Annotated in this window: 19 protein-coding genes; 13 read left to right on the forward strand and 6 right to left on the reverse strand. The window is 72.0% G+C overall.

Annotated features, from left to right (window positions below):
• Nucleotides 1-181 precede the first annotated feature (181 nt).
• From BMW78_RS15315 to BMW78_RS15365, 11 genes are all read left to right on the forward strand, one after another.
• Nucleotides 182-634 (forward strand): hypothetical protein, encoded by a 453-nt coding sequence (locus tag BMW78_RS15315; protein ID WP_091761548.1) that lies wholly within the window; start codon nt 182-184, stop codon nt 632-634.
• A 192-nt stretch (nt 635-826) separates the two neighbouring features.
• Complete coding sequence (locus BMW78_RS15320; protein ID WP_091761550.1) at nt 827-2,254, forward strand: extracellular solute-binding protein; 1,428 nt, start codon at nt 827-829, stop codon at nt 2,252-2,254.
• On the forward strand, nt 2,226-3,209 hold the full coding sequence (locus BMW78_RS15325) for a carbohydrate ABC transporter permease (protein WP_143056287.1): 984 nt from the start codon (nt 2,226-2,228) through the stop codon (nt 3,207-3,209). Before BMW78_RS15320 ends, BMW78_RS15325 begins: the two co-directional genes overlap by 29 nt.
• A complete protein-coding gene (locus tag BMW78_RS15330; protein ID WP_245735894.1) occupies nt 3,206-4,129 on the forward strand; it encodes a carbohydrate ABC transporter permease in 924 nt (307 codons plus the stop codon). The genes BMW78_RS15325 and BMW78_RS15330 overlap by 4 nt, the downstream gene beginning before the upstream one ends.
• Complete coding sequence (locus tag BMW78_RS15335) at nt 4,129-5,220, forward strand: ABC transporter ATP-binding protein (protein WP_091761551.1); 1,092 nt, start codon at nt 4,129-4,131, stop codon at nt 5,218-5,220. The genes BMW78_RS15330 and BMW78_RS15335 overlap by 1 nt, the downstream gene beginning before the upstream one ends.
• Nucleotides 5,217-6,425 carry a CehA/McbA family metallohydrolase gene (locus BMW78_RS15340; RefSeq protein ID WP_091761553.1) on the forward strand — a complete coding sequence of 403 codons (1,209 nt, stop codon included), beginning with the start codon at nt 5,217-5,219 and terminating at the stop codon, nt 6,423-6,425. Before BMW78_RS15335 ends, BMW78_RS15340 begins: the two co-directional genes overlap by 4 nt.
• Before the next feature lie 86 nt (nt 6,426-6,511).
• Nucleotides 6,512-9,523: an alpha-mannosidase gene (locus tag BMW78_RS15345; protein ID WP_091761554.1), complete on the forward strand. Its 3,012-nt coding sequence runs from the start codon at nt 6,512-6,514 to the stop codon at nt 9,521-9,523.
• A 313-nt stretch (nt 9,524-9,836) separates the two neighbouring features.
• Nucleotides 9,837-11,462 carry a chaperonin GroEL gene (groL, locus tag BMW78_RS15350; RefSeq protein ID WP_091761556.1) on the forward strand — a complete coding sequence of 542 codons (1,626 nt, stop codon included), beginning with the start codon at nt 9,837-9,839 and terminating at the stop codon, nt 11,460-11,462.
• Nucleotides 11,463-11,597: 135 nt separating this feature from the next.
• Nucleotides 11,598-13,280: an alkaline phosphatase D family protein gene (locus BMW78_RS15355; protein ID WP_091761558.1), complete on the forward strand. Its 1,683-nt coding sequence runs from the start codon at nt 11,598-11,600 to the stop codon at nt 13,278-13,280.
• A gap of 281 nt (nt 13,281-13,561) precedes the next feature.
• Nucleotides 13,562-14,392 (forward strand): ABC transporter ATP-binding protein, encoded by an 831-nt coding sequence (locus BMW78_RS15360; protein WP_218144391.1) that lies wholly within the window; start codon nt 13,562-13,564, stop codon nt 14,390-14,392.
• 1 nt (nt 14,393) lies between these two features.
• On the forward strand, nt 14,394-16,937 hold the full coding sequence (locus tag BMW78_RS15365; protein ID WP_091761561.1) for an ABC transporter permease: 2,544 nt from the start codon (nt 14,394-14,396) through the stop codon (nt 16,935-16,937).
• A 132-nt stretch (nt 16,938-17,069) separates the two neighbouring features.
• Here BMW78_RS15365 and BMW78_RS15370 read toward each other — a convergent pair whose 3' ends face one another.
• Entirely contained in the window at nt 17,070-17,360 is a 291-nt protein-coding gene (locus BMW78_RS15370; RefSeq protein ID WP_091761562.1) for a WXG100 family type VII secretion target, read from the reverse strand.
• Between the two features lie 127 nt (nt 17,361-17,487).
• On the opposite strand from BMW78_RS15370, the gene BMW78_RS20520 reads away from it, so the two are divergent.
• A complete protein-coding gene (locus BMW78_RS20520) occupies nt 17,488-18,240 on the forward strand; it encodes a DUF4031 domain-containing protein (RefSeq protein WP_143056288.1) in 753 nt (250 codons plus the stop codon).
• Complete coding sequence (locus tag BMW78_RS20525; protein WP_177180427.1) at nt 18,237-18,779, forward strand: NUDIX hydrolase; 543 nt, start codon at nt 18,237-18,239, stop codon at nt 18,777-18,779. Before BMW78_RS20520 ends, BMW78_RS20525 begins: the two co-directional genes overlap by 4 nt.
• A gap of 27 nt (nt 18,780-18,806) precedes the next feature.
• Here BMW78_RS20525 and BMW78_RS15385 read toward each other — a convergent pair whose 3' ends face one another.
• The 5 genes from BMW78_RS15385 to BMW78_RS15405 form a co-directional block, all read right to left on the reverse strand.
• Nucleotides 18,807-19,460 (reverse strand): HD domain-containing protein, encoded by a 654-nt coding sequence (locus BMW78_RS15385; protein WP_091761564.1) that lies wholly within the window; start codon nt 19,458-19,460, stop codon nt 18,807-18,809.
• Nucleotides 19,461-19,517: 57 nt separating this feature from the next.
• Nucleotides 19,518-19,901: a hypothetical protein gene (locus BMW78_RS15390; RefSeq protein WP_143056290.1), complete on the reverse strand. Its 384-nt coding sequence runs from the start codon at nt 19,899-19,901 to the stop codon at nt 19,518-19,520.
• 127 nt (nt 19,902-20,028) lie between these two features.
• A complete protein-coding gene (locus BMW78_RS15395; protein WP_245735895.1) occupies nt 20,029-22,038 on the reverse strand; it encodes a HelD family protein in 2,010 nt (669 codons plus the stop codon).
• Between the two features lie 142 nt (nt 22,039-22,180).
• Nucleotides 22,181-23,740, reverse strand: coding sequence for a trypsin-like peptidase domain-containing protein (locus BMW78_RS15400; RefSeq protein WP_091761570.1), 1,560 nt, complete (start codon nt 23,738-23,740; stop codon nt 22,181-22,183).
• A gap of 46 nt (nt 23,741-23,786) precedes the next feature.
• Nucleotides 23,787-25,229 carry a sensor histidine kinase gene (locus BMW78_RS15405; RefSeq protein WP_245735896.1) on the reverse strand — a complete coding sequence of 481 codons (1,443 nt, stop codon included), beginning with the start codon at nt 25,227-25,229 and terminating at the stop codon, nt 23,787-23,789.
• Between the last annotated feature and the right edge of the window lie 32 nt (nt 25,230-25,261).

Raw genomic sequence — 25,261 nt, forward strand, 5'->3', positions numbered from 1 at the left:
GCACCGCGGTTCCGTCCCGACGTCTGGTGGGACGCTTCGACGCTATCCAGGACGCCGGTTCCAGCGGAGGGGCCATTGGGCCCGCCGTTCCGGGGCCTCGTTCCTGGCCCACCTGGTGTGCCGCGCCCGCGGCCCGCGCTCTCGGCCCGCCCCGGCAGCCCACCCCTGTCAGGATGGGGCGATGACCCCGACCTCGAACGCCGACTGGAGCACGCCCGAGGGGCTCAAGGCCATCAAGGAGGCGGTCGCCGCCACCATCCCCGGCTGGCAGCCCCCGACCGCGTATGCCGTGGGGCTCAGCTCCGCCTCGAGCTCGCCCGAGCCGGAGTTTCCTCACATCAACGCTCCCGGCGGTGCCCACAACCTGCCCGGCGTCATCCTGGCCAAGGTGCTCGGCCACGACGGCTCCACGGCGACCATCGACCTCACCGCCGCCCAGCTCGAGTCCGCCGTGGCGACCCTCGCCCCGGCCGAGGCCTGCACCACCGTGGAGCACCCCAACCTCGCGGCCTGGCGGCACGTGCTCGGTGAGCTGCGCTCGAACCCGGCCCGCACGGCATACGCGGTCTATGTCGGTGACCTCGACGACCCGGTGACCTCCGAGGCCGACGCCGCCCTGCGCACCCACCTCTGACCAGCGGCGCTGCGGCGCTGCGGCGCTGCGGTGCTGCTCGTCGCCGGAAGCGGCCGACGTCTCAGGTGACAAACTCCCGATAAGTCACCGTAGACCGGCAGAAAACTCTGTGGCAGGGTCAGTGCCGCGTGGTCACCGTCGACCCGCGGCCGGCGCTCGACGCCGGCGCCGTCCGCCCTCGGAGGTTGCTCGATGCGTCTACCGTCACGCGCCACCCTGCTGGTGTCAGGTCTTGCCACATCCGTCGTCCTCTCGGGCTGTGTCGGCGCCAAGAGCGCCGAGGACAAGAGCGATCCGAAGGCCAATGCCGACGCCAAGGACGTCACCCTGGTCATCAGCGCCAACGACGTCGTGGGCGGCAAGAACGCCGCCGAGGCCAGCTGGATCACCGAGAAGGTCATTCCCGGCTTCGTCAAGGCCCAGAAGGACAAGGGGGTGACCGCCAAGGTGACCTTCAACGGTTCGGGCGTCGAGGACGAGCAGTACAAGACCAAGCTCGAGCTGAACTTGAAGACGGGCAGCGGCTCCGACGTCTTCGCCGCCGACGGCATCTGGCTCGGCGAGCTCGCCAGCGCCGGCTACGTCAAGCCCCTCAAGGACGTCGTCGGCGACAAGCCCGCGAGCTGGGACGGCTGGTCGCAGATCTCCAAGGCGGTGCAGCAGAACCTGACGTTCAAGGACCAGCTGTACGGCGTGCCCAACGGCACCGACGGCCGGGTCCTCTACTTCAACAAGAAGCTCTTCGCCCAGGCCGGGCTGCCCGAGAGCTGGCAACCGACCTCGTGGGACGAGATCCTGCAGGCGGGACAGGCCCTGAAGAAGCTCAAGGGCGTCACCCCGATCCAGATCAACGCCGGCGTCCCGATGGGTGAGGCCACCACGGCGCAGGGCTTCCTGCCGCTGCTGGCCGGCACCGGCAAGCCGCTCTACGACGACGGCAGCGGCTCCTGGCAGGGTGACACCCAGGGCGTCAAGGACGTGCTCGGCTTCTACCAGAAGCTCTACGGCGGCGGCCTCGGCGACCCGCGCATGCAGCAGGACAAGGCCGGCCGCGACCAGTCCTTCGCCGAGTTCAGCCAGGGCAAGATCGGCATCCTGGCCGAGGGCGACTACTTCTGGCGCTCGGTGATCTGCCCCAGCAAGGCGGACTGCGCCACGACCTCGATGCCCGACCGAGACAAGGTCGTCGGATGGGCGAAGATCCCGGCACAGAAGCCGAAGGGTGGTGTCAACGGCCAGGACTTCGTCAGCGTCTCGGGCGGCTCGGGCTGGATGCTCAACCCGAAGACGAAGTACCCCCAGCAGGCGTGGGAGCTCATGGAGTTCATGGCGTCGAAGGAGATGCAGACCGAGCTCTCCAAGGCCCAGATCCGGATCTCGGCCCGTGGTGACGTCAACAACGAGACGCTCAAGAACGACCCGCTGCTGAGCTTCATCTCCTCCGAGGTGCTGCCGCTGACGACCTACCGCCCGTCCGACGAGAAGTACAACGAGGTGTCGCTGGCGATCCAGCAGGCGACCGCCGACGTCGTCGCCGGCAAGAGCCCCGACGAGGCCGCCAAGACCTACTCGACCTCATTGGAGAAGGCCGTTGGCGCCGAGCACGTCGCCGGCAGCTGACCTCGCGCCGGCGCCGGGCGGTGCCCCGGCGCCGGCACCCGGGCCGGTCGCGACGACACCGCGGGCCCGTCGCGACGGCGACGTCGTCGGGCTCGGGCGGGCGCGTGCGGTCGCGTTCGTCGCTCCCGCCCTGGTGCTGGTCGGCGTGTTCCTGGTCTTCCCGGCGGCCTGGACGCTCTACCTCGGGCTGCTCGACTACAGCCTCACCGGCTCGGGCGCCCAGGCACCGGTCTTCGTCGGCCTCGGTAACTACACGAGCGCGCTGTCCGACCCGGCGTTCGCGAAGTCGCTCTACCTCACGCTGCTGTTCGTCGGCGGCTCGGCGGTGCTGGGGCAGAACGTCCTCGGGTTCTCACTGGCGTGGTACTTCCGCGCCGCCCAGCGGCCGGTGCGCGCGACCCTCTCGGTGCTCGTGCTGCTGGCGTGGATCCTCCCCGGTTCGGTCGTCGCCTTCCTGTGGCAGGCCCTCCTCGACCGCCGCAACGGCACGCTGAACGCCCTCATCGGCACCACCGACATGGCGTGGGCGCTCGACCACCCGATGGCGGTCATCATCGTCTTCAACATCTGGCGCGGGACCGCGTTCTCGATGCTGCTCTACACGGCCGCCCTCAGCACGGTGCCGCGCTCGCACCTCGAGGTGGCGCGCATGGCCGGAGCCACACGCTGGCAGCAGCTGCGCGACGTGGTGCTGCCCACCGTCAAGCGGCACATCCTCACCAACACCCTGCTCATCACGCTGTGGACCTTCAACGACTTCTCGCCGTACCTGCTCACCGGCGGTGGGCCCAACCGCGAGTCGGAGGTCCTGCCCGTCTACATCTACAAGGAGGCCATCATCGGCGGCCACCTCGGCTACGGGTCGGCGATCTCGTTGCTGCTGCTCCTGGCCAACCTCGTCATCGCCGTCGTCTACGTGCGACTGCTGCGCACCCGTGAGCCGGAGGCGGCATGAGCACGGTTGCGGGGCAACGCCGCTCGGGCACGGGCTCGGGCACCGTCTCGGGCTCGCGGTCTGGAACCGGCTCGGGACCCGGAAGGGGCTTGGGAGCCGGTGCCCTGCGGCTCGTGGCGGGGCGCTCGGTCATGTATGCCGTGGTGTGCCTGCTCGTCGTCTTCTTCGCGCTCCCGCTGCTGTGGCTGGTGCTCACGCCGTTCTCGCCGACACCGTCGTACAAGGCCTCGCTCTCCGGATTCACGCTGGCCAACTTCGAGGACCTGCTGGCCAACCCGCAGACGTGGCCCTCGATCCGCAACTCGCTCGTGCTGTCAGTCGGCTCGTCGTTGCTGGTCATCGTGCTGGCTGCGCTGGCGGCCTACGCCCTCAGCCGCGTCCGGATCCCGGGGCGCGACCAGCTGCTGTACGCCCTGCTGCTCCTCAGCTCGATCGTCACGGGCACCGCAGCGATGGTGCCGATCTTCCTCATGCTGTTCCAGCTCGGGCTGATCGACCGGCAGTTCGGGGTGGTGCTCGTCCTCAGCGGTGGGCTGCTGCCCGCGGCGGTCTTCATGCTCAAGGACTTCGTCGACTCCATCCCGCGGTCCTACGAGGAGTCGGCCCGCGTGTTCGGCGCCTCGCCGAGCCAGATCCTGCGGCACGTCGTGCTGCCGGTCATCCGGCCCGGCATGGCCACCGTAGGGGTGTGGGCGCTGGTGCAGGTGTGGGGCAACTTCCTCGTGCCGTACGTGCTGCTGTCCGACCCGTCCAAGCAGCCCGCCGCCGTGGTCATGTACACCTTCTACGACGCCGGTGGCCAGCCCAACTTCGCGCTCATCTCCACGTTCGCGCTCGTCTACTCGGTGCCCGTGGTGGTGCTGTACCTGTTCGTCAACCGACGCTACGGCTTCGCCTTCCAAGGAGGGATCAAGGGCTGATGGCATCCGTCACGCTGACCGGCCTGGTCAAGGAGTACCCCAACGGCGTCCGTGGCGTCGACGGGGTCGACCTGCAGATCGCCGACGGGGAGTTCTTCGCCCTCCTCGGCCCCTCCGGGTGCGGGAAGACCACCCTGCTGCGCACCCTCGCCGGCCTCGAGGCGGCGACCGAGGGCCGCATCGACATCGGCGACCGCGACGTCACCGGGTTCGAGCCGGGGGAGCGTGACGTGGCCATGGTCTTCCAGGACTACGCGCTCTTCCCGCACATGACGGTGACCGACAACATCGCCTACCCGTTGCGGATCCAGAAGGTGGGCCGCGACGAGCGGTCGGCCCGCGCGCTCGAGACCGCGCAGGGCCTGAGCCTGGCGGCGCTGATGGAGCGACGTCCGGCCCAGCTTTCCGGCGGCCAGCAGCAGCGGGTCGCCCTCGCCCGGGCGATCGCCTGCCACCCCCAGGTTTTCCTCTTCGACGAGCCGCTGTCCAACCTCGACGCCCGGCTGCGGCTCGAGGCCCGTACCTTCCTCAAGCAGCTGCAGAAGTCGCTCGGCGTGACCACGGTCTTCGTCACCCACGACCAGGCCGAGGCCCTCGCCATGGCAGACCGGATGGCGGTGATGGACGGCGGCCGGATCCGCCAGGTGGGGACGCCGCGCGAGGTCTTCCAGCGGCCCGCCAACACCTTCGTCGCCAACTTCATCGGGGCCACCCCGATGAACCTGCTCGACGCGCAGGTGGTCGGTGGCGCGCTCGACTTCGGCGGCTTCACCCTCCCCGTGCCCGGTGAGGGCGGACGTGCGTCGGCGTGGCCGGTGGCCGAGGGCGACAAGGTCGTCTACGGGGTGCGACCGGAGTACGTCCAGTGCCTCCCGGCGCCTGCGGAGGGGGCGGCGCGCGGTGAGGTGACCGCCGTCGAGAACCTCGGCGTGAGCGTCCTCGTCACGGCACAGGCGGGCGAGCAGTCGGTGCGCGCCGTCGTGCCCGAGTCCGACGAGCCCGCTCTCGGCGACACCGTGCACCTGGCCCCCAGCTCGGAGCGGGTGCTGCTCTACCGCGCGGACGGCGACGGCGAGCTGATCGGCCGGTGACCCGCTTCACGGGACGGTGGACCCCCGACCACCGGGCCGAGTCGGTCTGGCAGTACCTCTCGTTCGACGTGCCGGAGGGTTGCCCGGGCCTGCGGGTCACCCTCGACCACGACCGGTCGCACGGTTCGGCGGGAGTCCTCGACCTCGGCCTCGTCGATCCCGTCGGGTGGCGCGGCTGGTCGGGCGGCGCGCGTGACCGTGTGGAGCTCGGGCGGGACTGGTCGACGCCCGGCTACCTCGAGCGAGGGCTCCCCGCGGGTGAGTGGCAGGTGGTGCTCGGGCTGCACCGGCTGCCGGCCTCGGGCCTGGCCTGGGTGGTCACGGTGGAGGAGACCGCCGTCACCCGGCCGGATGCCGACGCCGCCGAAGGGCCGGGTCCTGTCGCCCTGTCCGAGCGAGCCCCGCGCCGGCGCCTCCCGGCTGTCGACGGGTTCGAGTGGCTGGCGGGGGACTGCCACGCCCACACCCACCACTCCGACGGCATCCTCTCGGTCGACGCGCTGGCGGCTCTGGCAGCCGGGGCCGGCCTGGACTTCCTGTGGGTCACCGACCACAACACGACGAGCCACCACTCCTTCCTGGGCGACGCAGGCCGCCGCCACGGGATCAGCCTGCTGCCCGGGCAGGAGGTCACCACGGCCGACGGGCACGCCAACGCGTTCGGCGACATCGGCTGGGTCGACTTCCGCCGGCCCGCGCGCGAGTGGGCTTCGGAGGTGGAACGCCGCGGTGGCCTGCTGTCGGTGAACCACCCCGTCGCCGGCGACTGTGCCTGGCGGCACGTCCTGCCCGAGCCGGCACAGCTCGCGGAGGTGTGGCACTGGCCGTGGACCGACCTGGCCGATGGAGGTCCGCTCGCCTGGTGGGCAGCGGCCGGCCACCCCGTGCCGGTCGGCGGCAGCGACTGGCACCGTCCGGCGCATGGCGCGGCGCCCGGCTCGCCCACCACCTGGGTCGCCTGCGCCGACGGCGACGTCCTCGGTGGGATGGCGGCCGGGCGGACCGCCATCTCGGCAGGGCGGGACGCACCCGTGCTGCTCCACGTCGGCGACGAGTGGGTGGCCGTCGACGCCGACGGCGCCATGCTGGTCTGCACCGACGGCCGCCGGACTCCGGTGCGCGGCGACCTCCAGCGCTTCACCGGCCACGACGGGCCGCACCTCCTCGAGCGCAGTGACCGCACCGTCGTCTCGGTGGCAGCCTGACGCCAAGGCGCCGGCCGCCTCGACCGCAGCCATCCACCCCGGCACAGCCCGACCCCAGACCCCCGAAGCAGCCAGCAAGGAGAGCCATGCACGACGACCGCCAGCTCATCGAGGGCCGCCTGCTGCGGACCCTGCAGCGCATCGAGGACGCCGTCTGGTCGTCCCCGGTGCCGGTCGACCTCGCGTCGTGGGAGGCGCCCGGCGAACCGGTGCCGGTCGGCGAGGGCCTCGCCGCGGCATACGAGCCGGCGCACGTCGGCCAGCGCTGGGGCGCGCCGTGGGGCACCACGTGGTTCCGGGTGCGCGCGCAGGTGCCCGCGGCGCACGCGGGGCGGCCCGTCGACCTGCGCCTCGACCTCGGCTTCGACCCCGACCGCACCGGGTTCCACGTGGAGGGGCTCGTCTACCGCGCCGACGGCACCCCCGTGAAGGGGCTCAACCCCCGCAACCAGTGGGTGCGCGTCGCCGACACTGCACAGGGGGGCGAGCAGGTCGAGCTCTTCGTCGAGGCGGCCTCGAACCCGCTGCTGCTCGGTGGCGGCGGCTTCGACTTCCGGCCCAGCCCGCTCGGCGACCCCGAGACGGCCGGACGCGAGCCGAGGTACCGCGTGGAGCGAGCGGAGCTGGCGGTCTTCGAGCAGGAGGTCTGGGAGCTGCAGCAGGACCTCGAGGTGCTGGGCCAGCTGGCCGTTGAGCTGCCGGTGGAGGACGCCCGGCGGTGGCAGCTGCTGCGCGCCCTCGACCGTGCCATGGACCGTCTCGACGTCGCCGACCTCGCGGGCACGGCGTCCGACGTGCGCGACGAGCTGAAGGACGTGCTCGCGCAGCCGGCGCGGGCCAGCGCGCACCGCATCTCTGCCGTGGGGCACGCGCACATCGACTCCGCCTGGCTGTGGCCGGTGCGCGAGACCGTGCGCAAGGTCGCCCGCACCTGCTCCAACGTCGTCGCGCTCATGGACGACCACCCGGAGCTGGTCTACGCGATGTCGTCGGCGCAGCAGTTCGCCTGGCTCAAGGAGCACCGGCCGGAGGTCTGGGCCGGCGTCGTCGAGCGGGTGCGCGAGGGCCGCTTCGTGCCGGTCGGCGGCATGTGGGTCGAGTCCGACACCAACATGCCCGGCGGCGAGGCACTGGCCCGGCAGCTGAACCACGGCAAGCGGTGGTTCCTCGATGAGCTCGGCATCGAGACGCGCGAGGTGTGGCTGCCGGACTCGTTCGGCTACACCGCGGCCCTGCCCCAGCTCGTGGCCCTGTCGGGCTCCCGCTGGTTCCTCACCCAGAAGATCTCGTGGAACACCACCAACCGGTTCCCGCACCACTCGTTCCGGTGGGAGGGCCTCGACGGCACCAGGGTCTTCACCCACTTCCCGCCGGCTGACACCTACGGCTCGGAGGTCTCCGGGGCCGAGGTGGCGCACGCCGCCCGCAACTTCTCCGACAAGGGCGCGGCGACGCGGTCCCTGCTGCCGTTCGGCTGGGGCGACGGCGGGGGCGGGCCCACCCGCGAGATGCTCGCCCGGGCCGCGCGGCTGCGCGACCTCGACGGCTCGGCCCGGGTCGAGGTCGAGCGCCCCGACCGGTTCTTCGAGCAGGCCGAGGCGGAGTACCCGGACGCCCCCATCTGGGTCGGCGAGCTCTACCTCGAGATGCACCGTGGCACCTACACCTCCCAGGCTCGCACCAAGCAGGGCAACCGGCGCAGCGAGCACCTGCTCCGCGAGGCCGAGCTGTGGGCGAGCACCGCTGCGGTCCGCGCCGGCGCGGCATACCCGTATGCGGCCCTCGACCGCCTCTGGAAGGTGGTGCTGCTGCACCAGTTCCACGACATCCTGCCCGGCTCCTCCATCGGGTGGGTGCACCGCGAGGCGGTGGAGGCGTATGCCGCGGTGGCAGCCGAGCTCGAGGGCGTCATCGCCGAGGCGCAGGCGGCGCTCGCCGGGGCAGGCGACGTGGAGGTGGCCTTCAGCGCGACTCCGCACGAGCGGCAGGGCGTCGCAGCGCTCGGTGCCGGGCCGGTGGGCCAGGTCCCGCCGGTCGAGGTGCGCGCCGACGGTGACGGCCACGTCCTCGACAACGGCCTGGTGACGGCTCGCGTCGACCACCGGGGACTGCTGACCTCCGTGGTCGACGCCGCTTCGGGTCGTGAGTCCCTCGCGCCCGGGTCGGCCGGCAACCTGCTGCAGTTGCACCCGGACACCCCGGTGCGGTTCGACGCCTGGGACGTCGACCCCTACTACCGCAACGTCGTTCGTGACCTCACCGACGCAGAGTCCGTGGAGGCCGTCGAGGGTGGCGTGCGGGTGGTGCGGCGGTTCGGGCAGTCGACGGTGACGCAGCTGGTGACGCTGCCCGCCGGGGAGGCGCGGGTCGACGTCGACACCGAGGTCGACTGGCGCGAGCGCGAGCAGATCCTCAAGGCCGGGTTCGACCTCGACGTCACCACCGACCACTCCACGTCCGAGGTGCAGTTCGGCCACGTGCACCGGCCGACGCACGCCAACACGAGCTGGGACGCCGCCAAGTTCGAGGTCTGCGCCCACCGCTGGGTCCATGTGGGGGAGCCCGGCTTCGGGGCGGCCGTCGTCAACGACTCCACCTACGGCCACGACGTGACCCGCCGTGACCGCGAGGGCGGCGGCACCACGACGCAGGTGCGGCTCTCGCTGCTGCGGGCGCCGCAGAGCCCCGACCCGGTCGCCGACCTCGGCGTGCACCGGCTGCGCTACGCCCTCGTGCCCGGCGCCTCGATCGCCGACGCCGTGCGCGAGGGCTACCGCGTCAACCTGCCGGTGCGGGCGGTGCGCGGCAGCGGTGAGCCGGTCGAGCCGCTGGTGGTCGTCGAGGACGACGGCGTGTGGGTCGAGGCGGTGAAGCTGGCCGACGACGAGTCCGGTGACGTGGTGGTACGGCTCTACGAGGGGCTGGGCCGGCGGTGCACCGCGCGGGTGCGGGCCGGCTTCGCCCACAAGGGCGCGTATGCCGTGGACCTGCTCGAGCGTCCCCTCGAGACGCCCGGGGTGGCGGACGAGGGCGACGCCGGGGTGGCGCTCGCGCTGCGACCCTTCCAGGTGGTGACGCTCCGCTTCCCCCGCGCCTGACGGCTCGCGCGTGTTCGTTCCTCGCCAACGCGAGCGAACCTTCGACGTCCGCGGCGAGGAACGAACACGCCCTGGCGGCTCGTACCGGGCGCGGGGCTGGGACGCCGGGCCGCGGCATACCGGCGGGAGGCGTTTGCACTCTCCCGGGGCGAGTGCCAATAATGGGCGTTAGCACTCTCACAGTGAGAGTGACAATTCCTGGCCTCAACGTGAGGCCCGGGGAACGCGTGCGACGTGAGCCGCGGGAACCGGGTCGTCCGTCGCGGGCACCGCGAGGCCGCCGCACACGATTCGCGTGGGAGGAACCACCCGAATGGCCAAGATCATCGCTTTTGATGAAGAGGCTCGCCGCGGTCTCGAGCGGGGCATGAACACCCTCGCCGACGCCGTCAAGGTCACCCTCGGCCCGAAGGGCCGCAACGTCGTCCTGGAGAAGAAGTGGGGCGCCCCCACGATCACCAACGACGGTGTCTCGATCGCCAAGGAGATCGAGCTCGACGAGCCGTACGAGAAGATCGGCGCGGAGCTGGTGAAGGAGGTCGCCAAGAAGACGGACGACGTCGCCGGCGACGGCACCACCACCGCCACCGTCCTCGCCCAGGCCCTGGTCAAGGAAGGCCTGCGCAACGTCGCGGCCGGCGCCAACCCGATGGCCCTCAAGCGCGGCATCGAGAAGGCCACCGAGGCCGTCTCCAGCCAGCTCCTCGAGATGGCCAAGGACGTCGAGACCAAGGAGCAGATCGCTTCGACGGCCTCGATCTCCGCCGCTGACCCCCAGATCGGCGAGATGATCGCCGAGGCCATGGACAAGGTCGGCAAGGAAGGCGTCATCACCGTCGAGGAGAGCAACACCTTCGGCCTCGAGCTCGAGCTCACCGAGGGCATGCGCTTCGACAAGGGCTACATCAGCCACTACTTCGTCACCGACACCGAGCGCATGGAGGCCGTCCTCGAGGACCCGTACGTCCTCGTGGTCAACTCCAAGATCTCCGGCATCAAGGACCTGCTCCCGCTGCTCGAGAAGGTCATGCAGTCCGGCAAGCCGCTGCTGATCATCTCCGAGGACGTCGAGGGCGAGGCCCTGTCCACCCTGGTGGTCAACAAGATCCGCGGCACCTTCAAGTCCGTGGCCGTCAAGGCTCCCGGCTTCGGTGACCGCCGCAAGGCCATGCTCGGCGACATCGCCATCCTCACCGGTGGCCAGGTCATCTCCGAGGAGGTCGGCCTCAAGCTCGACACCGCGGAGCTCGACCTGCTCGGTCGCGCTCGCAAGGTCGTCGTCACCAAGGACGAGACGACCATCGTCGAGGGCGCTGGCGACCAGGACCAGATCCAGGGTCGGGTCAACCAGATCCGCGCCGAGATCGAGAAGTCGGACAGCGACTACGACCGCGAGAAGCTGCAGGAGCGCCTGGCCAAGCTGGCCGGCGGTGTTGCGGTCATCAAGGCCGGCGCCGCGACCGAGGTCGAGCTCAAGGAGCGCAAGCACCGCATCGAGGACGCCGTGCGCAACGCCAAGGCTGCCGTCGAGGAGGGCATCGTCGCCGGTGGTGGCGTGGCCCTGCTGCAGGCCACCAAGGCTGCCTTCGAGAAGCTCGAGCTCGAGGGTGACGAGGCCACCGGTGCGAACATCGTTCGCGTCGCGGCCGAGGCCCCGCTCAAGCAGATCGCCATCAACGCCGGCCTCGAGGGCGGCGTCGTGGCGGAGAAGGTCAGCAACCTCGAGTCCGGCTGGGGCCTCAACGCCGCCACCGGCGAGTACGTCGACCTGATCGCCGCCGGCATCATCGACCCGGCCAAGGTCACGCGCTCGGCGCTGCAGAACGCGGCGTCCATCGCGGCCCTCTTCCTCACCACCGAGGCCGTCATCGCCGACAAGCCCGAGAAGGCTGCGCCGATGGCTCCCGGTGGCGACGAGATGGGTGGCATGGGCTTCTGACGAAGCTCGCCGGGGCTCGCCCCGGCAGCCGGCCACACGGCACACGCACCACGTCCGAAGGGCGGTTCCCCGACAGGGGAGCCGCCCTTCGGCGTTTGTCCCCGCCACCAGCGGTCTGCCGTGTAGAACTGTCGGGTGGACGACACCGGCCCCTTGGTCCTCGGACCCCTGCTGCGGTATGCCGGTGAGTCCAGTGCCACGGTCTGGGTCGAGACCCGCGACCGCGCCACCGTGACGTTGTCGGCCTTCGGCCGCCAGTGGTCCGAGCCCACGTTCACGGTGCACGGCCACCACTACGCGCTGCTCGTGCTCGAGGACCTCGAGCCGGGCTCGTCGAGCGAGTACGAGGTGGCCGTCGACGGCGAGGTGGTCTGGCCCGAGCCGGAGCCACGCTTCCCGGGCCTGCCGCCGAGCCGCATCCACGCGCTGGTGAAGACCCGGCCCACGAAGATGGCCTTCGGGTCCTGCCGCACCAGCGTGCCCCACGACGCGGAGGGCAACGCCTCCAACGGGGTCGACGCCCTGCGGGCGTATGCGTTCCACCTGAGCCGGACCAGCCCGACGCAGTGGCCGCACCTGGTCTGCTTCCTCGGCGACCAGGTCTACGCCGACGAGACGTCGGAGGCGATGCAGGAGTTCATCGCCTCGAGGCGCAGCCTCGACGAGCCGCCGTGGGAGGAGCTCAAGGACTACCTCGAGTACGCCCACCTCTACCGACTGGCGTGGAGCGACCCCCTGAACCGGTGGCTGCTGTCGACGCTGCCGAGCGCGATGATCTTCGACGACCACGACATCCGCGACGACTGGAACACGTCGCTGGACTGGCACCGGGAGATGAACGCCAAGCCGTGGTGGCACGACCGCATCGTCGGCGGCCTGGCGTCCTACTGGGTCTACCAGCACGCCGGCAACCTCTCGCCGGAGGCCCTGCGCGAGGACGAGATCTGGCAGCTCATCGCGGCCCACCGCGACTCCGGCGCCACCGACGAGCTCGACCTCACCGAGACGCTCGACGCCTTCGCCGAACGGGTGGACAAGCACCCGGACACCTACCGGTGGAGCTATTCCCGCGACCTCGGGGAGTCGCGCCTGGTCGTGGTCGACTCGCGGGCGGCCCGGGTGCTCGACCCCGACCGCCGCTCGATCCTCGACGACGCCGAGATGGAGTGGCTAGACGGCGAGCTGCACGGCGACGTCGACCACCTGTTCATCGGCACCTCGCTGCCCTTCCTGCTGGCGCAGGGGATCCACGACCTCGAGGCGATCAACGAGGCGATGTCCGAGGGTGCCTTCGGCAAGCGCGTCGAGCCCTGGGGCGAGCGGATGCGCCGCGCGGTCGACCTCGAGCACTGGGCGGCGTTCCAGGAGGGCTTCGCGAAGGTGCTCCAGATGGTGGTCGAGGTGGCCCGCGGTGAGCGCGGCCGGCCGCCCGGCACCATCACGTTCCTCTCGGGCGACGTGCACAACTCCTACGTCACCGAGATCGACCATGACCAGCTCGGGCCCGGCGCCAGCCGCGTCGTGCAGGCGGTCTGCTCGCCGATCCGCAACCCGCTGCCACGCCAGGCCCGCGTCGCGCAGGCACTGCTGGCGCGCGGGCTGAACCGGCCGCTCCAGTGGCTGGTCTCGCACACCAAGCGAGTGCCGGATGCGCCGCTGAACTGGCGCATCACCGAGGGGCCGTGGTTCGACAACACCCTGGCCACCCTCGAGGTGCGGGGCCGCGGGCTGGTGCTGCGCTGGGACACCGGCGTGGTGCGCGGCGAGGCCTTCGACGCCCCGGAGCTGCACCAGGTGTCCCGCATCGCCATCCACTGAGCTCGTCACCCACTGAGCTCGTCACCCACTGAGCCCGTCACCCACTGAGCCCGTCACCCTGAACTCGTCGTCCACTGAGCGGACCCACCTGTCCGACAACGCTCCTCGGTGTCCCCGATGTCCGGCTTCGTCCACCGACCGGTGGACGTCCCGTACACCGCTCAGGGGTGTTCTCAGGGTGGGCTCAGGGGCGAACCTGAGGGCAGCGGCGTCGTCGCTTCCCTAGCGTTTCCCCCGTACCCAACGACACGACCAGAGCCGGGAGCTCTTCCATGACCACGATGAACGCCGCAGCACCGTCGCGGCCCGCCACCACCCAGCCCGCCGCCCGCACCGTCGGCCTGACGAAGGTCTACGGCCGCGGCGACACCGAGGTCACGGCGCTCGACGCCGTCAGCCTCGATATCGCCCGCGGCGAGTTCACCGCCATCATGGGCCCGTCGGGTTCGGGCAAGTCGACGCTGATGCACTGCGCCGCCGGCCTCGACGCGCCGTCGGATGGTGAAGTCTTCATCGGCGACGTCTCACTCGGCACCCTGAAGGACAAGGCCCTGACGACGCTTCGCCGCGACCGCATCGGCTTCGTCTTCCAGTCGTTCAACCTCGTACCGACCCTGACGGCCGAGGAGAACATCGTGCTGCCGCTGGCCATCGCCGGCCGCAAGCCCGACCCGCAGTGGTTCGCCACCGTCATCGACACCGTCGGCCTCGGTGACCGCCTCTCGCACCGCCCCAACCAGCTCTCCGGTGGCCAGCAGCAGCGGGTGGCCTGCGCCCGGGCGCTGATGAGCCGGCCCGAGATCATCTTCGCCGACGAGCCCACCGGCAACCTCGACTCCGCCTCGGGCGCCGAGGTGCTGGGCTTCCTGCGCCGCAGCGTCGACGAGTTCGGCCAGACCATCGTCATGGTCACCCACGACCCCGGTGCCGCCAGCCACACGGACCGGGTGGTCTTCCTCGCCGACGGCCGCGTCGTCGACGAGCTGCGCGACCCGACCGCCGAGAAGGTGCTCGAGCGCATGAAGGGCTTCGAGAAGGGCCACGTGCCCGGCAGCGCCGAGGCGCGCGCCGCCCGCGCCGCCGAGGTCGGGCACCACGGGACGGAGGCCTGACGTGCTGCGCGCCAGCTGGAAGTCCCTCATGGGCCGCAAGCTGCGGCTCTTCATGAGCGCCTTCGCCATCGTGCTCGGCGTCTCGTTCGTGTCTGGTTCGCTCATCTTCACCGACACCCTCGGCAAGGCCTTCGACGGCATCGTCGACACCGTCGGCGACGTCGTGGTGCGCCCGGCGTCCGCCAGCGGTGACATGGACCAGACGAGGAGCGCCAAGACCCTGCCCGGCTCGGTCGTGCGCGAGCTCGCGTCCACGCCCGGCGCTGCCCGGGCCGACGGCAACATCGGCGACCAGACCACCTTCGTGGTGTCCAAGAAGGGCAAGCTCATCGGGGGCCAGGGAGCCCCCGGCCTCGGCCTGAACCACAACGACGCGCCGACCGCCTCCGGCGAGCCGGCCGCCACCATCACGACGGGTCGCTGGCCGCTGCGCACCGGGGAGGTCACGCTCGACAAGAGCACGGCGGAGCGGGCCGGCTACCGCGTGGGCGACGAGGTCACGCTGGTCACCAGCGGGGAGCGCCCCATGGTCAAGGCCACCTTGGTCGGCATCGCGGAGTTCAAGTCCGGCGGCACCGTCGGCGCCAGCCTGTCCTTCTTCGACACCAAGACCGCCCAGGACCTCTACCTCGGGGGCAAGGACGCGTACACCGAGGCGTGGGTGACGGCCAAGGACGGCACCAGCCAGGAGGACCTCGCGGCCGCCGTGCAGAAGAAGCTGCCGGCCGGCTTCGAGGCGGTCACCGGTAAGGCTGCGGCCAAGGAGGCCGCCGACGGCATCAACAAGGCGCTGTCGTTCATCAGCACGTTCCTGCTCGTCTTCGCCGGGATCGCCCTGTTCGTGGGGTCGTTCCTCATCGTCAACACCTTCTCGATCCTGGTCGCCCAGCGCAGCCGTGAGCTCGCCATGCTGCGCGCCCTCGGTGCCACGCGCCGCCAGGTCACCCGGTCGGTGCTCTTCGAGGCCTTCGTCGTCGGCCTGGTCGGTGCGACAGCCGGCCTCGTGCTCGGCTTCGTGCTCGCGGTCGGCATCAAGGCGCTGTTCGCCCAGTTCGGCCTCGACCTGAGCGGCTCGCCGCTGGTGTTCAAGTCCTCCACCGCCGTGGCGGCGTATGCCGTCGGGCTGGCCGTGACGATGGTCGCCGCCTACCTGCCCGCTCGCCGGGCCGGGCGGATGGCACCGGTGGCGGCCATGCGTGACGACGTCGCCATGCCGGAGGCCGCGCTGCACTGGCGGCTCATCGTCGGTGGGCTGCTCGTCGCCGCGGGCCTGGTCGCCTGCACCGCTGGGGCGGTGGGCTGGGTCGACCACCGGGCCGTGTGGGTCGGTGGAGGTGTCTTCGGCCTCGTGATCGGGTTCGCCCTCACCAGCCCGGTGCTCGGCCGGCCGGTGGTCTCCGCGACCGGTCTGGTCTACCGGAAGGCGTTCGGCGCCGTCGGTGCCATGGCCGAGCAGAACGCCGTGCGCAACCCGCGCCGGACGGCCGCCACCGCCTCCGCGCTCATGATCGGCCTGACCCTGGTGTCGATGATGTCGGTCTTCGGTGCCTCGGCGAAGGCGAGCATCGACAAGGCGGTCGACCAGAACTTCGTCGCCGACTACGTGGTCTCCAACGCCATCTCGCAGCCGTTCTCGACGTCGGTCACCCGCGGGGTGGCCGCCGTCCCCGGGGTCGAGACGGTCAGCCCGATGCGGTTCGCCAGCATCGACATCGGCGACGGCGGGAGCTACTCGGCGGCCATCGACCCCCAGACCTTCGGCACGGCGGTGCCGCTCGACTTCGTCAAGGGGTCCTTGTCGGACCTGAACAAGGGAACGATCCTGCTCCAGGACGACAAGGCCAAGGCGCAGAAGCTGTCCGTGGGCTCGTCGGTGAAGGTCAAGATCGCGGGGCAGGAGGGCACCTACCGGGTCGCCGGCATCTACCGGTCGATGGACGCCCTCTCGCTCCCGGTGCTGGTCTCCATGGACGCGGCCACGGCGGCCGGCGTGCCGGCCCAGGACTCGATGGCCTTCGTGGTCCGCGAGCCGGGTGCCGACGCCGCTGCGGTGCAGGCCGGTATCGAGAAGGTCATCGCCGGCCTGCCGACGGTGACGCTGAAGGACCAGGACGCGTTCGCCGCCGAGCAGCGCAAGCCGGTCGACCAGCTGCTCTACATGATCTACGCCCTGCTCGGCCTGGCCGTCGTGATCGCGGTGCTCGGCATCGTCAACACCCTGGCCCTGTCGGTGATCGAGCGGACCCGCGAGATCGGCCTGCTGCGCGCGGTCGGCCTGAGCCGTCGCCAGCTGCGCACCATGCTGCGGCTGGAGTCCGTGGCCATCGCCCTCCTCGGAGCCGTGCTGGGCGTGGTGCTCGGCGTCGGGGCCGGGTGGGCGCTCCAGCGGGCACTCGCCGACGACGGCATCGACGTGCTCTCGGTGCCCGGCACCCAGCTGGCGGTGTTCGTGGTGCTCGCCGGCGTGGTCGGGGTCCTCGCGGCCCTCTGGCCGGGGCGTCGAGCCGCACGCCTCGACGTGCTGCGGGCCATCACGGCCGAGTAGCCGGCCTGGACGGCAGGACGGCCGCACGACCAGCCTGATCCGGTGCCCCGGCTCCGCTCCCCGCGGTGGCCGGGGCACCGGCGTTCTCGGCTGTGCCCCCGCCCCACGCCAACCGCCCCAGGTGGGGCAGGCTCAGGTGAAGAGACGCACCGCGTTGGCCTCGGTCTCGGCGTACTGCGCCCCGGCCGCCGCCAGCACCGACCCGATGCTGTCGAGCGAGGCGCGCACCTGTCGCTGGGTGCCCTGCCACTCGGCCACGACGCCCTGGAACCGCGCCGAGGCGGTGCCGGTCCAGGCGTCCTGGAGGCCGACCAGCCGCGCCATCATGGCGGTGACCTGGCCGTCGATCTCCGCGGAGATGCGGCTGATGTCGGCCGAGGCGGCCTGGATGCGGTCGGTGTCGACCTGGAACTGCGTTGCCATGGGTGCCCCTCCTGCTGTGGCGACCCGAGGGTCGGGCCGATGCGTCGACGGTAGGCGCAGGCCGGGAGACCGCCGCCGCGTTGTCCACAGGGGTGCTCCACGACGGGCGAGCGGCTACGGTCGCACCGTGACCATCTGGATCGACCCGCCGGCGTGGCCCGCCCACGGACGGCTGTGGTCGCACCTGGTCAGCGACACCTCCTACGAGGAGCTGCACCGTTTCGCCGAGGCGGCCGGGCTGCCGCGCCGCGGGTTCGAGGGCGACCACTACGACGTGCCGGAGGAGCGGTATGCCGCGCTGGTCGCCGCCGGCGCCCACCCCGTGGAGGGGCGCGAGCTGGTGCGCCGCCTGCGGGCCAGCGGGCTGCGCATCCCCAAGCGCCGCCACGAGCGCGTGCTGGTGAGCCACCCCGCCCCGGCCTGGCTGCCGCCGGGCAGCCGGGCCGACGTCATCGCGTCAAGGCAGCAGGAGCCCCCGGCCGACACGGTGGTGGTGCGCGTGCTCGTCCAGTCGGCCGGATCCGTGCTCGTGGTGCAGCGCCCCGACGGCGGGCTCGACCTGCCCAGCGTGACCGTCGACCGTGTCTCGGGCCGGAGTGTCGCCGACGCGGTGCAGCACCTCCAGGTGGAAGCCGTCGGTGAGGTCGCCCCGACCGAGCTCGTCGGCTACGTGCGCAACACCGTGCCGGAGCCACCTGCGGGCTACCCCTGGCCCGCACCCCGCGCGTGCTTCGCCGTCTTCCACCAGGTGGTGGACCCCGGTGTCCCCTTCGGCCGCGGCCACTGGCTGGGCCTCGACGAGGCGGCGGACCACCTGTCGGAGCGGCACTGGTGGCCGCTGCTGCCGGAGTTCTTCAGCCATCCGGGCCGGCACGGGTGAGCGACCTGGGCCACCACGGCGAGCAGGGCGACCGGAGCGGCCGGACGCTGGCGAGCCTGCCCGAGGTGGCGTTCGCCGACGGCAGCCGTGCCGCGGTCGAGCTCGTGCTCTCCGACGTCGCGGCGCCCGACCAGGAGGTCTTCGCGGCGCTGGTGTTCCTGCGCGACAGGTCGGGTCGGTTCGCCGTGGTCTACAGCCCCCGCCGACAGGAGTGGGCCTCACCGGGAGGCGGCCGCGAGGAGGGTGAGACCCCGCGGCAGACGGTGGTGCGCGAGGTGCTCGAGGAGACCGGGCTGGTCCTCGACGGGCAGGCCCTCCAGCCTTGTGGCGTCGAGCGCTTCACGCCGCTGACGCCCGGTCGCTGGCCACAGGCCGGGGGATGCCTGCAGGTCTTCCAGACCCGCATCGACGCCGACGCGCCTCCGTTGTGCGGCAGCGCCGACGACGTCACCCGCTGGCGCTGGGTGACCTTCCCGGAGCTCGAGGCGCTGTGCGGCTCGGCGTTCTGGTGGCCGGTGGCCGCCGCGCTGTTCGGCTGACCGGACGCCTCCGGAAGGGGTGACGCGTCAGCCGCTGAGCCGGGCCAGCTCGCGGGCCACGTTGACCCGGGCCCGCTCGCCCCACACCCGTCGGCCGTGCCGCGTCGCGTAGACGGTGTCCCGTCGCAGGAACGGCTCGAGCAGCGCCGTCCGTCCAGCGGCGTAGGCAGCGTCGGGCACGGCGGCATACTCCTGTCGCACCTGCGCGCAGTACTCGTCGAAGCGCTCCTCGGGAGCGGCCAGGATCCACAGGTCGGCGTCGTGGAACGCCGCGTCGAGCCCGTCGTCGAGGGGTGCCTCGTGCCGCTCGGTGGCCAGCACCAGGCGACGCACCTGCTCGACGTCACCGGCGTCGAGGCCGAGGGCCATGAGGCAGCGCACCGCGAGGGCGGCACTGTCGACCTCGTTCGCGCCGGGCGGGGCCTGCGGGTCGTAGACCGCGTCGTGGAAGCAGGCGGCCACGCCGGCCAGTGCTGCCTCCCGCTCGGTGACGACGCCTTCCCGCTCGAGCTCCTCGACCGCGGCATACATCTCCACGACGTGGCGGGCGCTGTGGTAGCTGCGGTGCGGCTCCTCGAGCCGCTGCAGCAGGTCGCGTCCGATGGCCTCGACGGCGTCGGAGTGGGCCTCAGGGGCCAGGGTGGCGATGTCGAGCTTCCACCACGTCAGGAGGGCCGGCACGTCCGCAGTCTGGCAGACGCGCCGGCCCCGCTGTGGAAGGCCGGTCGAGGGCTGGACTCAGCCGGCGGCGCAGGTCGTGACGGCGGTCTCGAAGTTGATGACGCCGTGGCAGACCGAGCCCCGCCACTGGGCCTGCTCCGGGATCTCGCCGTCGGGCGTGACGATCCAGGTGAAGCCGTCGGCCACGCCGTCGCCGTTGTCGTCGAACGCGATGATGCCGCTGAAGCCCGCACCGGTCTCGAAGTCGACCAGGCCCTGGTTGATGCGGGTCTGCAGGCCCTTGCTGATGTACTCGATGCCGCCGTCCGGGCCGAAGATGAGCTGGGCCCCCGCGCCGGCCTTCTTGTCGAGGTTGGTGCACTCGTGTGCCAGGCCGGCACCAGCCGTCAGCACGATGCTCGTTGCGGCGGCAAGGCCACCGAGCGCCAGTCGTCGTGACATGCGCATGTCGTTCTTCCCTCCTGAGTTCCCCTGGCGGCACGTTCGGCCGCAACGACCGAGGGTGGCGCAGGAAGGCGCGACCGGGATCGGCCGGACGCAGTAGGCCCAGCTCACCCCCGTGCAGGACTCAGGCGCTGAGGGCTGCCGGCAGGGGTTCGCTGTGCACGACGGTCAGAGCCGAGACGGCGCGGGTGAGCACGACGTAGAGGCGCCGTAGCCCGGTGCGCTCGTCGGGCTCGGCCGCCGCGATGGCCGCCGGTTCGAGCACCACGACCCGGTCGAACTCGAGGCCCTTGGCGACGCTGGCCGGCACGACGTCGACCTGGTGCTCCACGTCGCCGTGGTCGCGGCCGAGCACCCCGTGCTCGATTCCCTTGTCGCTCAAGGCCTTCGAGACCGCCTCGACCTGTGCGTCAGGTGCGATGACCCCGACGGAGCCGGGCTCGGCGACCTCGGCGGTCACGACGTCGACCACCCGCGCCAGGGCCTCGCCCGGTGCGGTGCCCGAGATGGTGAGCCGACCGGGGTTCTCGCGCACCGAGACCGGCGCCCCCAGACCGGCGGCCATGTGCGGCAGCAGCTGGGCGGCATACTCGATCACACTGGCCGGCACCCGGAAGCCGCGGTCGAGGACCTCGACGTGGCTGCCCGGCTTGCCGAGGTGCTCCAGCGACTCCTCCCAGGAGTCGGTCGCCCAGGGCGTGGTGCCCTGGGCGATGTCCCCGAGCACGGTCGCGGCGCCGGTGGTGCACCGACGGCCGACCGCACGCAGCTGCATCGGGGAGAGGTCCTGCGCCTCGTCGAGCACGACGTGCCCGAGGCTCGGCGTGCGCTCGAGGTGGTCAGCCAGCTCGTCGAGCAGCACGGCGTCGGCCACCGACCACCGAGCCGCGCCCTTGCTGCGAGGAGCCTTGTCCCACAGGAGGACCTGCTGCTCGTCCTCGGTGAGCAGGTTCCCGGCGTGGGTGGCCAGGGCCGAAGGGTCGGAGAGCAGCTCGAAGAGCACCGCCCGCGGGTCGAGCGCCGGCCAGAGCGACTGGACGTAGCGCTTGACGATGCTGGACCGGGCGACGCTGTCCTGCACCCGGTCGTCGGGGCTGTCGCCGGCCCGCTCCATCTGCAGCAGCACGGCGTGGGCCAGCCGCTGCGGCAGCATCTGCCGGGCGGCGTCGTAGCGCACTCCGCGGGAGGCGAGCTCGTCGATGATCCCGTTGACCTCGTATGCCGGCACGCGCCACTTGCGTGATCCGCGCGGCACCACCAGCGCCTCCGACGCCCTTCCGACGCGCGACCACACCGCTCGGCGGAGCACCTCGGCCAAGCGCGCATCGCCTTTGAGCACAGCGGTTTCCGTGCTGTCGACCCCGCGGACCGGCACGCTCGCGACGAGCTCCTCGATGGTGGTGTGGCCGACGGCGACCTCACCGAGGGCGGGGAGCACGGCCCCGATGTGCTCGAGGAAGGCGCGGTTGGGCCCGATGACGAGCACGCCGGAGCGCGCGAGCCGGTCACGGAAGGCGTAGAGGAGCCAGGCGGCGCGGTGCAGGCCCACCGCGGTCTTGCCGGTGCCCGGTGCCCCCTGCACGCAGATCGTCTGCTCCGCGCCGGCGCGCACGATCTCGTCCTGCTCCGGCTGGATGGTGGCGACGATGTCGCGCATCGGTCCGACGCGGGGCCGCTCGATCTCCTCGGCCAGGATGCGGCTGCGAGCCTCCTGCTCGGCGCGGTCCTGGAGGTGCTCGTCCTCGTAGGCCGTGATGGCGCCCCGGTCGAGGCCGAACCGGCGACGCAGGGTGACGTGCATCGGCTCGGACCGTGAGGCGCGGTAGAACGCGGTGGACATCTGCGCCCGCCAGTCGATGACCAGGGGGTCGCCCGAGGTGTCGGCGACGTGGCGCCGCCCGATGTACCAGCGCTCACCCTGGTCGGTGTCGACCCGGCCGAAGAACAAGGTGGTGGTCGGGTCGTCGGCCAGCGAGGCGGCCCGCAGGTGCAGCGTCCGGGCGAGGTGCTCCGCCGAGATCGGGTCGTGGGCCTGCACCTGGAGCGAGAGCGTCTGCTCCCGCATCCGCCGCAGCGCCTCCCGGGCGGCTGCGAGGTACTCCTGCTCTTTCCTCAGCTCCGGCGCGACAGACACAAGGAGCCACCTTGCCACGCGAGGTGGCCCGAGCGCGACCGGCTCTGGTGGCACGGCGCTCCCTGTGCCGGTTCCGGGCACAGGGGCGCGGTGCGGCCCCGGGGGTGAGGGGGATGCGGGGCCGCACCGCGCTGGGGGAGGGCTACTGGCTGCTGCTCTTGGCCGTCAGGGTGGCGCTGAGCTTGAGCTCCTTGCCGCCGCGCAGCACGGTCAGGGTGACCTTGTCGCCGACGGTGCGCTCGCGGATCTGCGCGACCAGCGAGAGCGAGGAGTCGACCCGGGCGCCGTCGACCGCGATGACCACGTCACCGCTGCGGAGCCCGGCCTCCGCGGCCGGCGTGCCGGGCTGCACCTCGGCGATCTGGGCACCTGCGCGCTGGGCGCTGCCGTCGGAGGCGGTGCCGTCACGGGAGGTCACGCCGAGCAGGGCGTGCTGGGCCGAGCCCTTGGCGATCAGCTGGCTGGCGATCGACTTGGCCTCGTTGACCGGGATGGCGAAGCCGATGCCGATGCTGCCGCTCTGCGACCCCTGGGAGGCGCCGAGCGTCGCGATCGAGCTGTTGATGCCGACCAGCTGGCCGCTGGCGTTGACCAGGGCGCCACCACTGTTGCCGGGGTTGATGGCCGCCGACGTCTGGATCGCGTTGGTCACCACCGGGTCGGACTGGCTGGAGCTCTCGTCGCCGCTCGTCGTGACCGGGCGGTCGAGGGCGCTGACGATGCCGGTCGTGACCGTGCCGGCCAGACCGAGCGGGTTGCCCACCGCCATCACCGGGTCGCCCACCTTGAGCGCGCTCGAGTCGCCGAGCGCGATGGGCTTCAGGTTGTCCGGCGGGTTCTTGAGGGTCAGCACCGCGAGGTCCGTGCTCGGGTCGGTGCCGGCCACCGTCGCGTCGAAGCTGCGGCCGTCGCTCAGCGTGACGCTGATCTGGGCACCCGAGCCACCGCTGGCCACCACGTGGTTGTTGGTGAGGACGTGGCCCTTGCCGTCGATGACGACGCCGGAGCCCTGACCGGTGCCGCCCTGCGCCTGCACGGTGATCGCGACGACGCTCGGGGAGACGGCCGACGCGGTGGTCGTCCAGTTCGGGTTGTTGGGGTCGGCCTGCTTCACCGGCGCCTGGTCGGTGGTGCCGCGACCCAGGCTGGACGAGGAGCCCGCAGTGGAGGACGTCTGCGAGTTCCCGTCCAGCTGGGTCGCGGCATAGGTGCCGCCGCTGGCCAGCACGGCGGCGAGTGCCGCCACCGCGGTCAGCTCCGCCCAGCGACGGGACTTGGCCGGCTGGGCAGGCTCTGCCCCATCCCGCGGTGAGGCGGGCGGGGGCGGTCCAGCCGGGGTCTGGGAGGCGCCGAACGGCTGGTATGCCGTGGGGTCGCCGTAGGGGGAGTGGCCACCCTGCCGGTCACCATGGCTGCCGGGGTAGCCCCCGGGGTAGCCCGTGGGGCTGCCGGCGGGCACCTGGGGCGAGGAGCCGTAGGGGGACTGGAAGGTGGGCTCGGTGGCCGAGGAGGGCGAGACGTACTGCGGCTGCCCCTGCCGGGTGTCGGGCCCCTCCGTGGGGGCGCCGGGGGCAGAGGTGCCGTACCAGACGGGCTGGGTCGCGTCGCGGCGGATCTCGGCGGTGCGGTCGACCTGGACGTCGCCCGGGGTGGTGCCGGAGGGCACCGTTCCGGTCTGCTGGTCGTGGTGGGTCTGGCTCATCTGGCTGCGCTCCTTCATCGACTGCTACCAGTGAACCGGGACAAGGTCAGAGGCCTCTGGGCGCTTGCTGGGAGTTTCCTGTGGGCAGCTCCACGACGAACGTGGCTCCGCCACCGCGGGTCTGGGCGACGCCGACCTTCCCGTGGTGCGCGCCGACGATCGCTGCCACGATCGCCAGCCCCAGGCCATTGCCGCCCCCTGTCGCCCGAGTTCGCGAGGGGTCGGCCCGGTAGAACCGCTCGAAGACGCGGCGCGCCGACGCCGGGTCGACGCCCGGGCCGTGGTCCCTCACCTCAAGGACAGCACGGTCGGTGCCCGGTCGCACGCCGACGACGACCTCGACCGGTGTGCCGGCGGGGGTGTGGTTGAGGGCGTTGCCGACGAGGTTGGTGAGCACCTGCCGCAGCTTGCCGTCGTCGCCCGGCACCACGGTGGGCTCGAGCTGCCCGGACAGCCCCAGCAGCGAGACCCGTCGCGTGGGGTCGAGGGCCCCGGCGTCCGAGACGGCGTCGGCCGCCAGCACGGTCAGGTCGACGTCGGTGATCTCCATCGGCCGGTGGTCGTCGAGCCTGGCGAGCAGGAGCAGGTCCTCCACCAGACCGCTCATCCGGCCGGCCTCGCTCTCGATGCGTCCCATCGCGCTCGCGACGTCCTCCGGCTTGCTCACGGCGCCCTGTCGGTAGAGCTCGGCGTAGCCGCGCACCGTGGCCAGCGGGGTGCGCAGCTCGTGCGAGGCGTCGGCGACGAACTGCCGCATCCGCTCCTCGGAGGCCTCGCGCACGGCGAAGGACTGCTCGATCTGCGACAGCATCGAGTTCAGCGACCGCGACAGCGAGGTCACCTCGTCCTTCGCCGCCCGGGTGGGGATGCGCCGGCCGAGGTCTCCGGCGGCGATGGCGGCGGCCGTGTCCTCGATCTGGGAGAGCGGGCGGAAGGCCCGCCGCACGGCATACCAGCCCAGCACGCCGCAGGCGAGGGTGACCGCCAGGCCGATGAGCAGCTCCACGAGCACGAGCCGGCGCACGGTGCGGTCGACCGACCGGAGCGACACCGCCACGGCGTAGGTGAACGCGCCGCCGCGGACCGGGCCGGCGACCACCCGCCAGCTGGTCGTGCCGTTGGTGGAGCCGACGGTGAACGGGTGGCCGGTGCGCACCCGGGCGTCGTTCACCGGGAGCGGAGGAATGGCGGGGTGCAGGGGCTCGTTCGGGGGGTAGACGGCGATGGCCTGGCTGCCGTCGGTGGGCAGGAAGAACACGGCGTAGGTGCCGGGCAGGGCCTGGTTGCTCTCGCGGGCGATCCGGTCGACGGCCTGCTGGGCGACCGGGATCTTGGCGCGCTGCAGGTCCTCGTCGACCCGCGCGATGAGGTCGCGGCGCATCAGGACCGCGGTCGCCGACGCGGTCAGCACCAGGGCCAGCACGAGGAGCACCATGAGGATGGCGACCAGCCGGACCCTCAGCGGCAGGGCCTCGAGGCGGCGGGTCACCCGCGCCGGCAGGGACGGGCGCGGGCGTGGCG

This window comes from Pedococcus cremeus (assembly GCF_900111375.1).
GTDB lineage: Bacteria > Actinomycetota > Actinomycetes > Actinomycetales > Dermatophilaceae > Pedococcus_A > Pedococcus_A cremeus.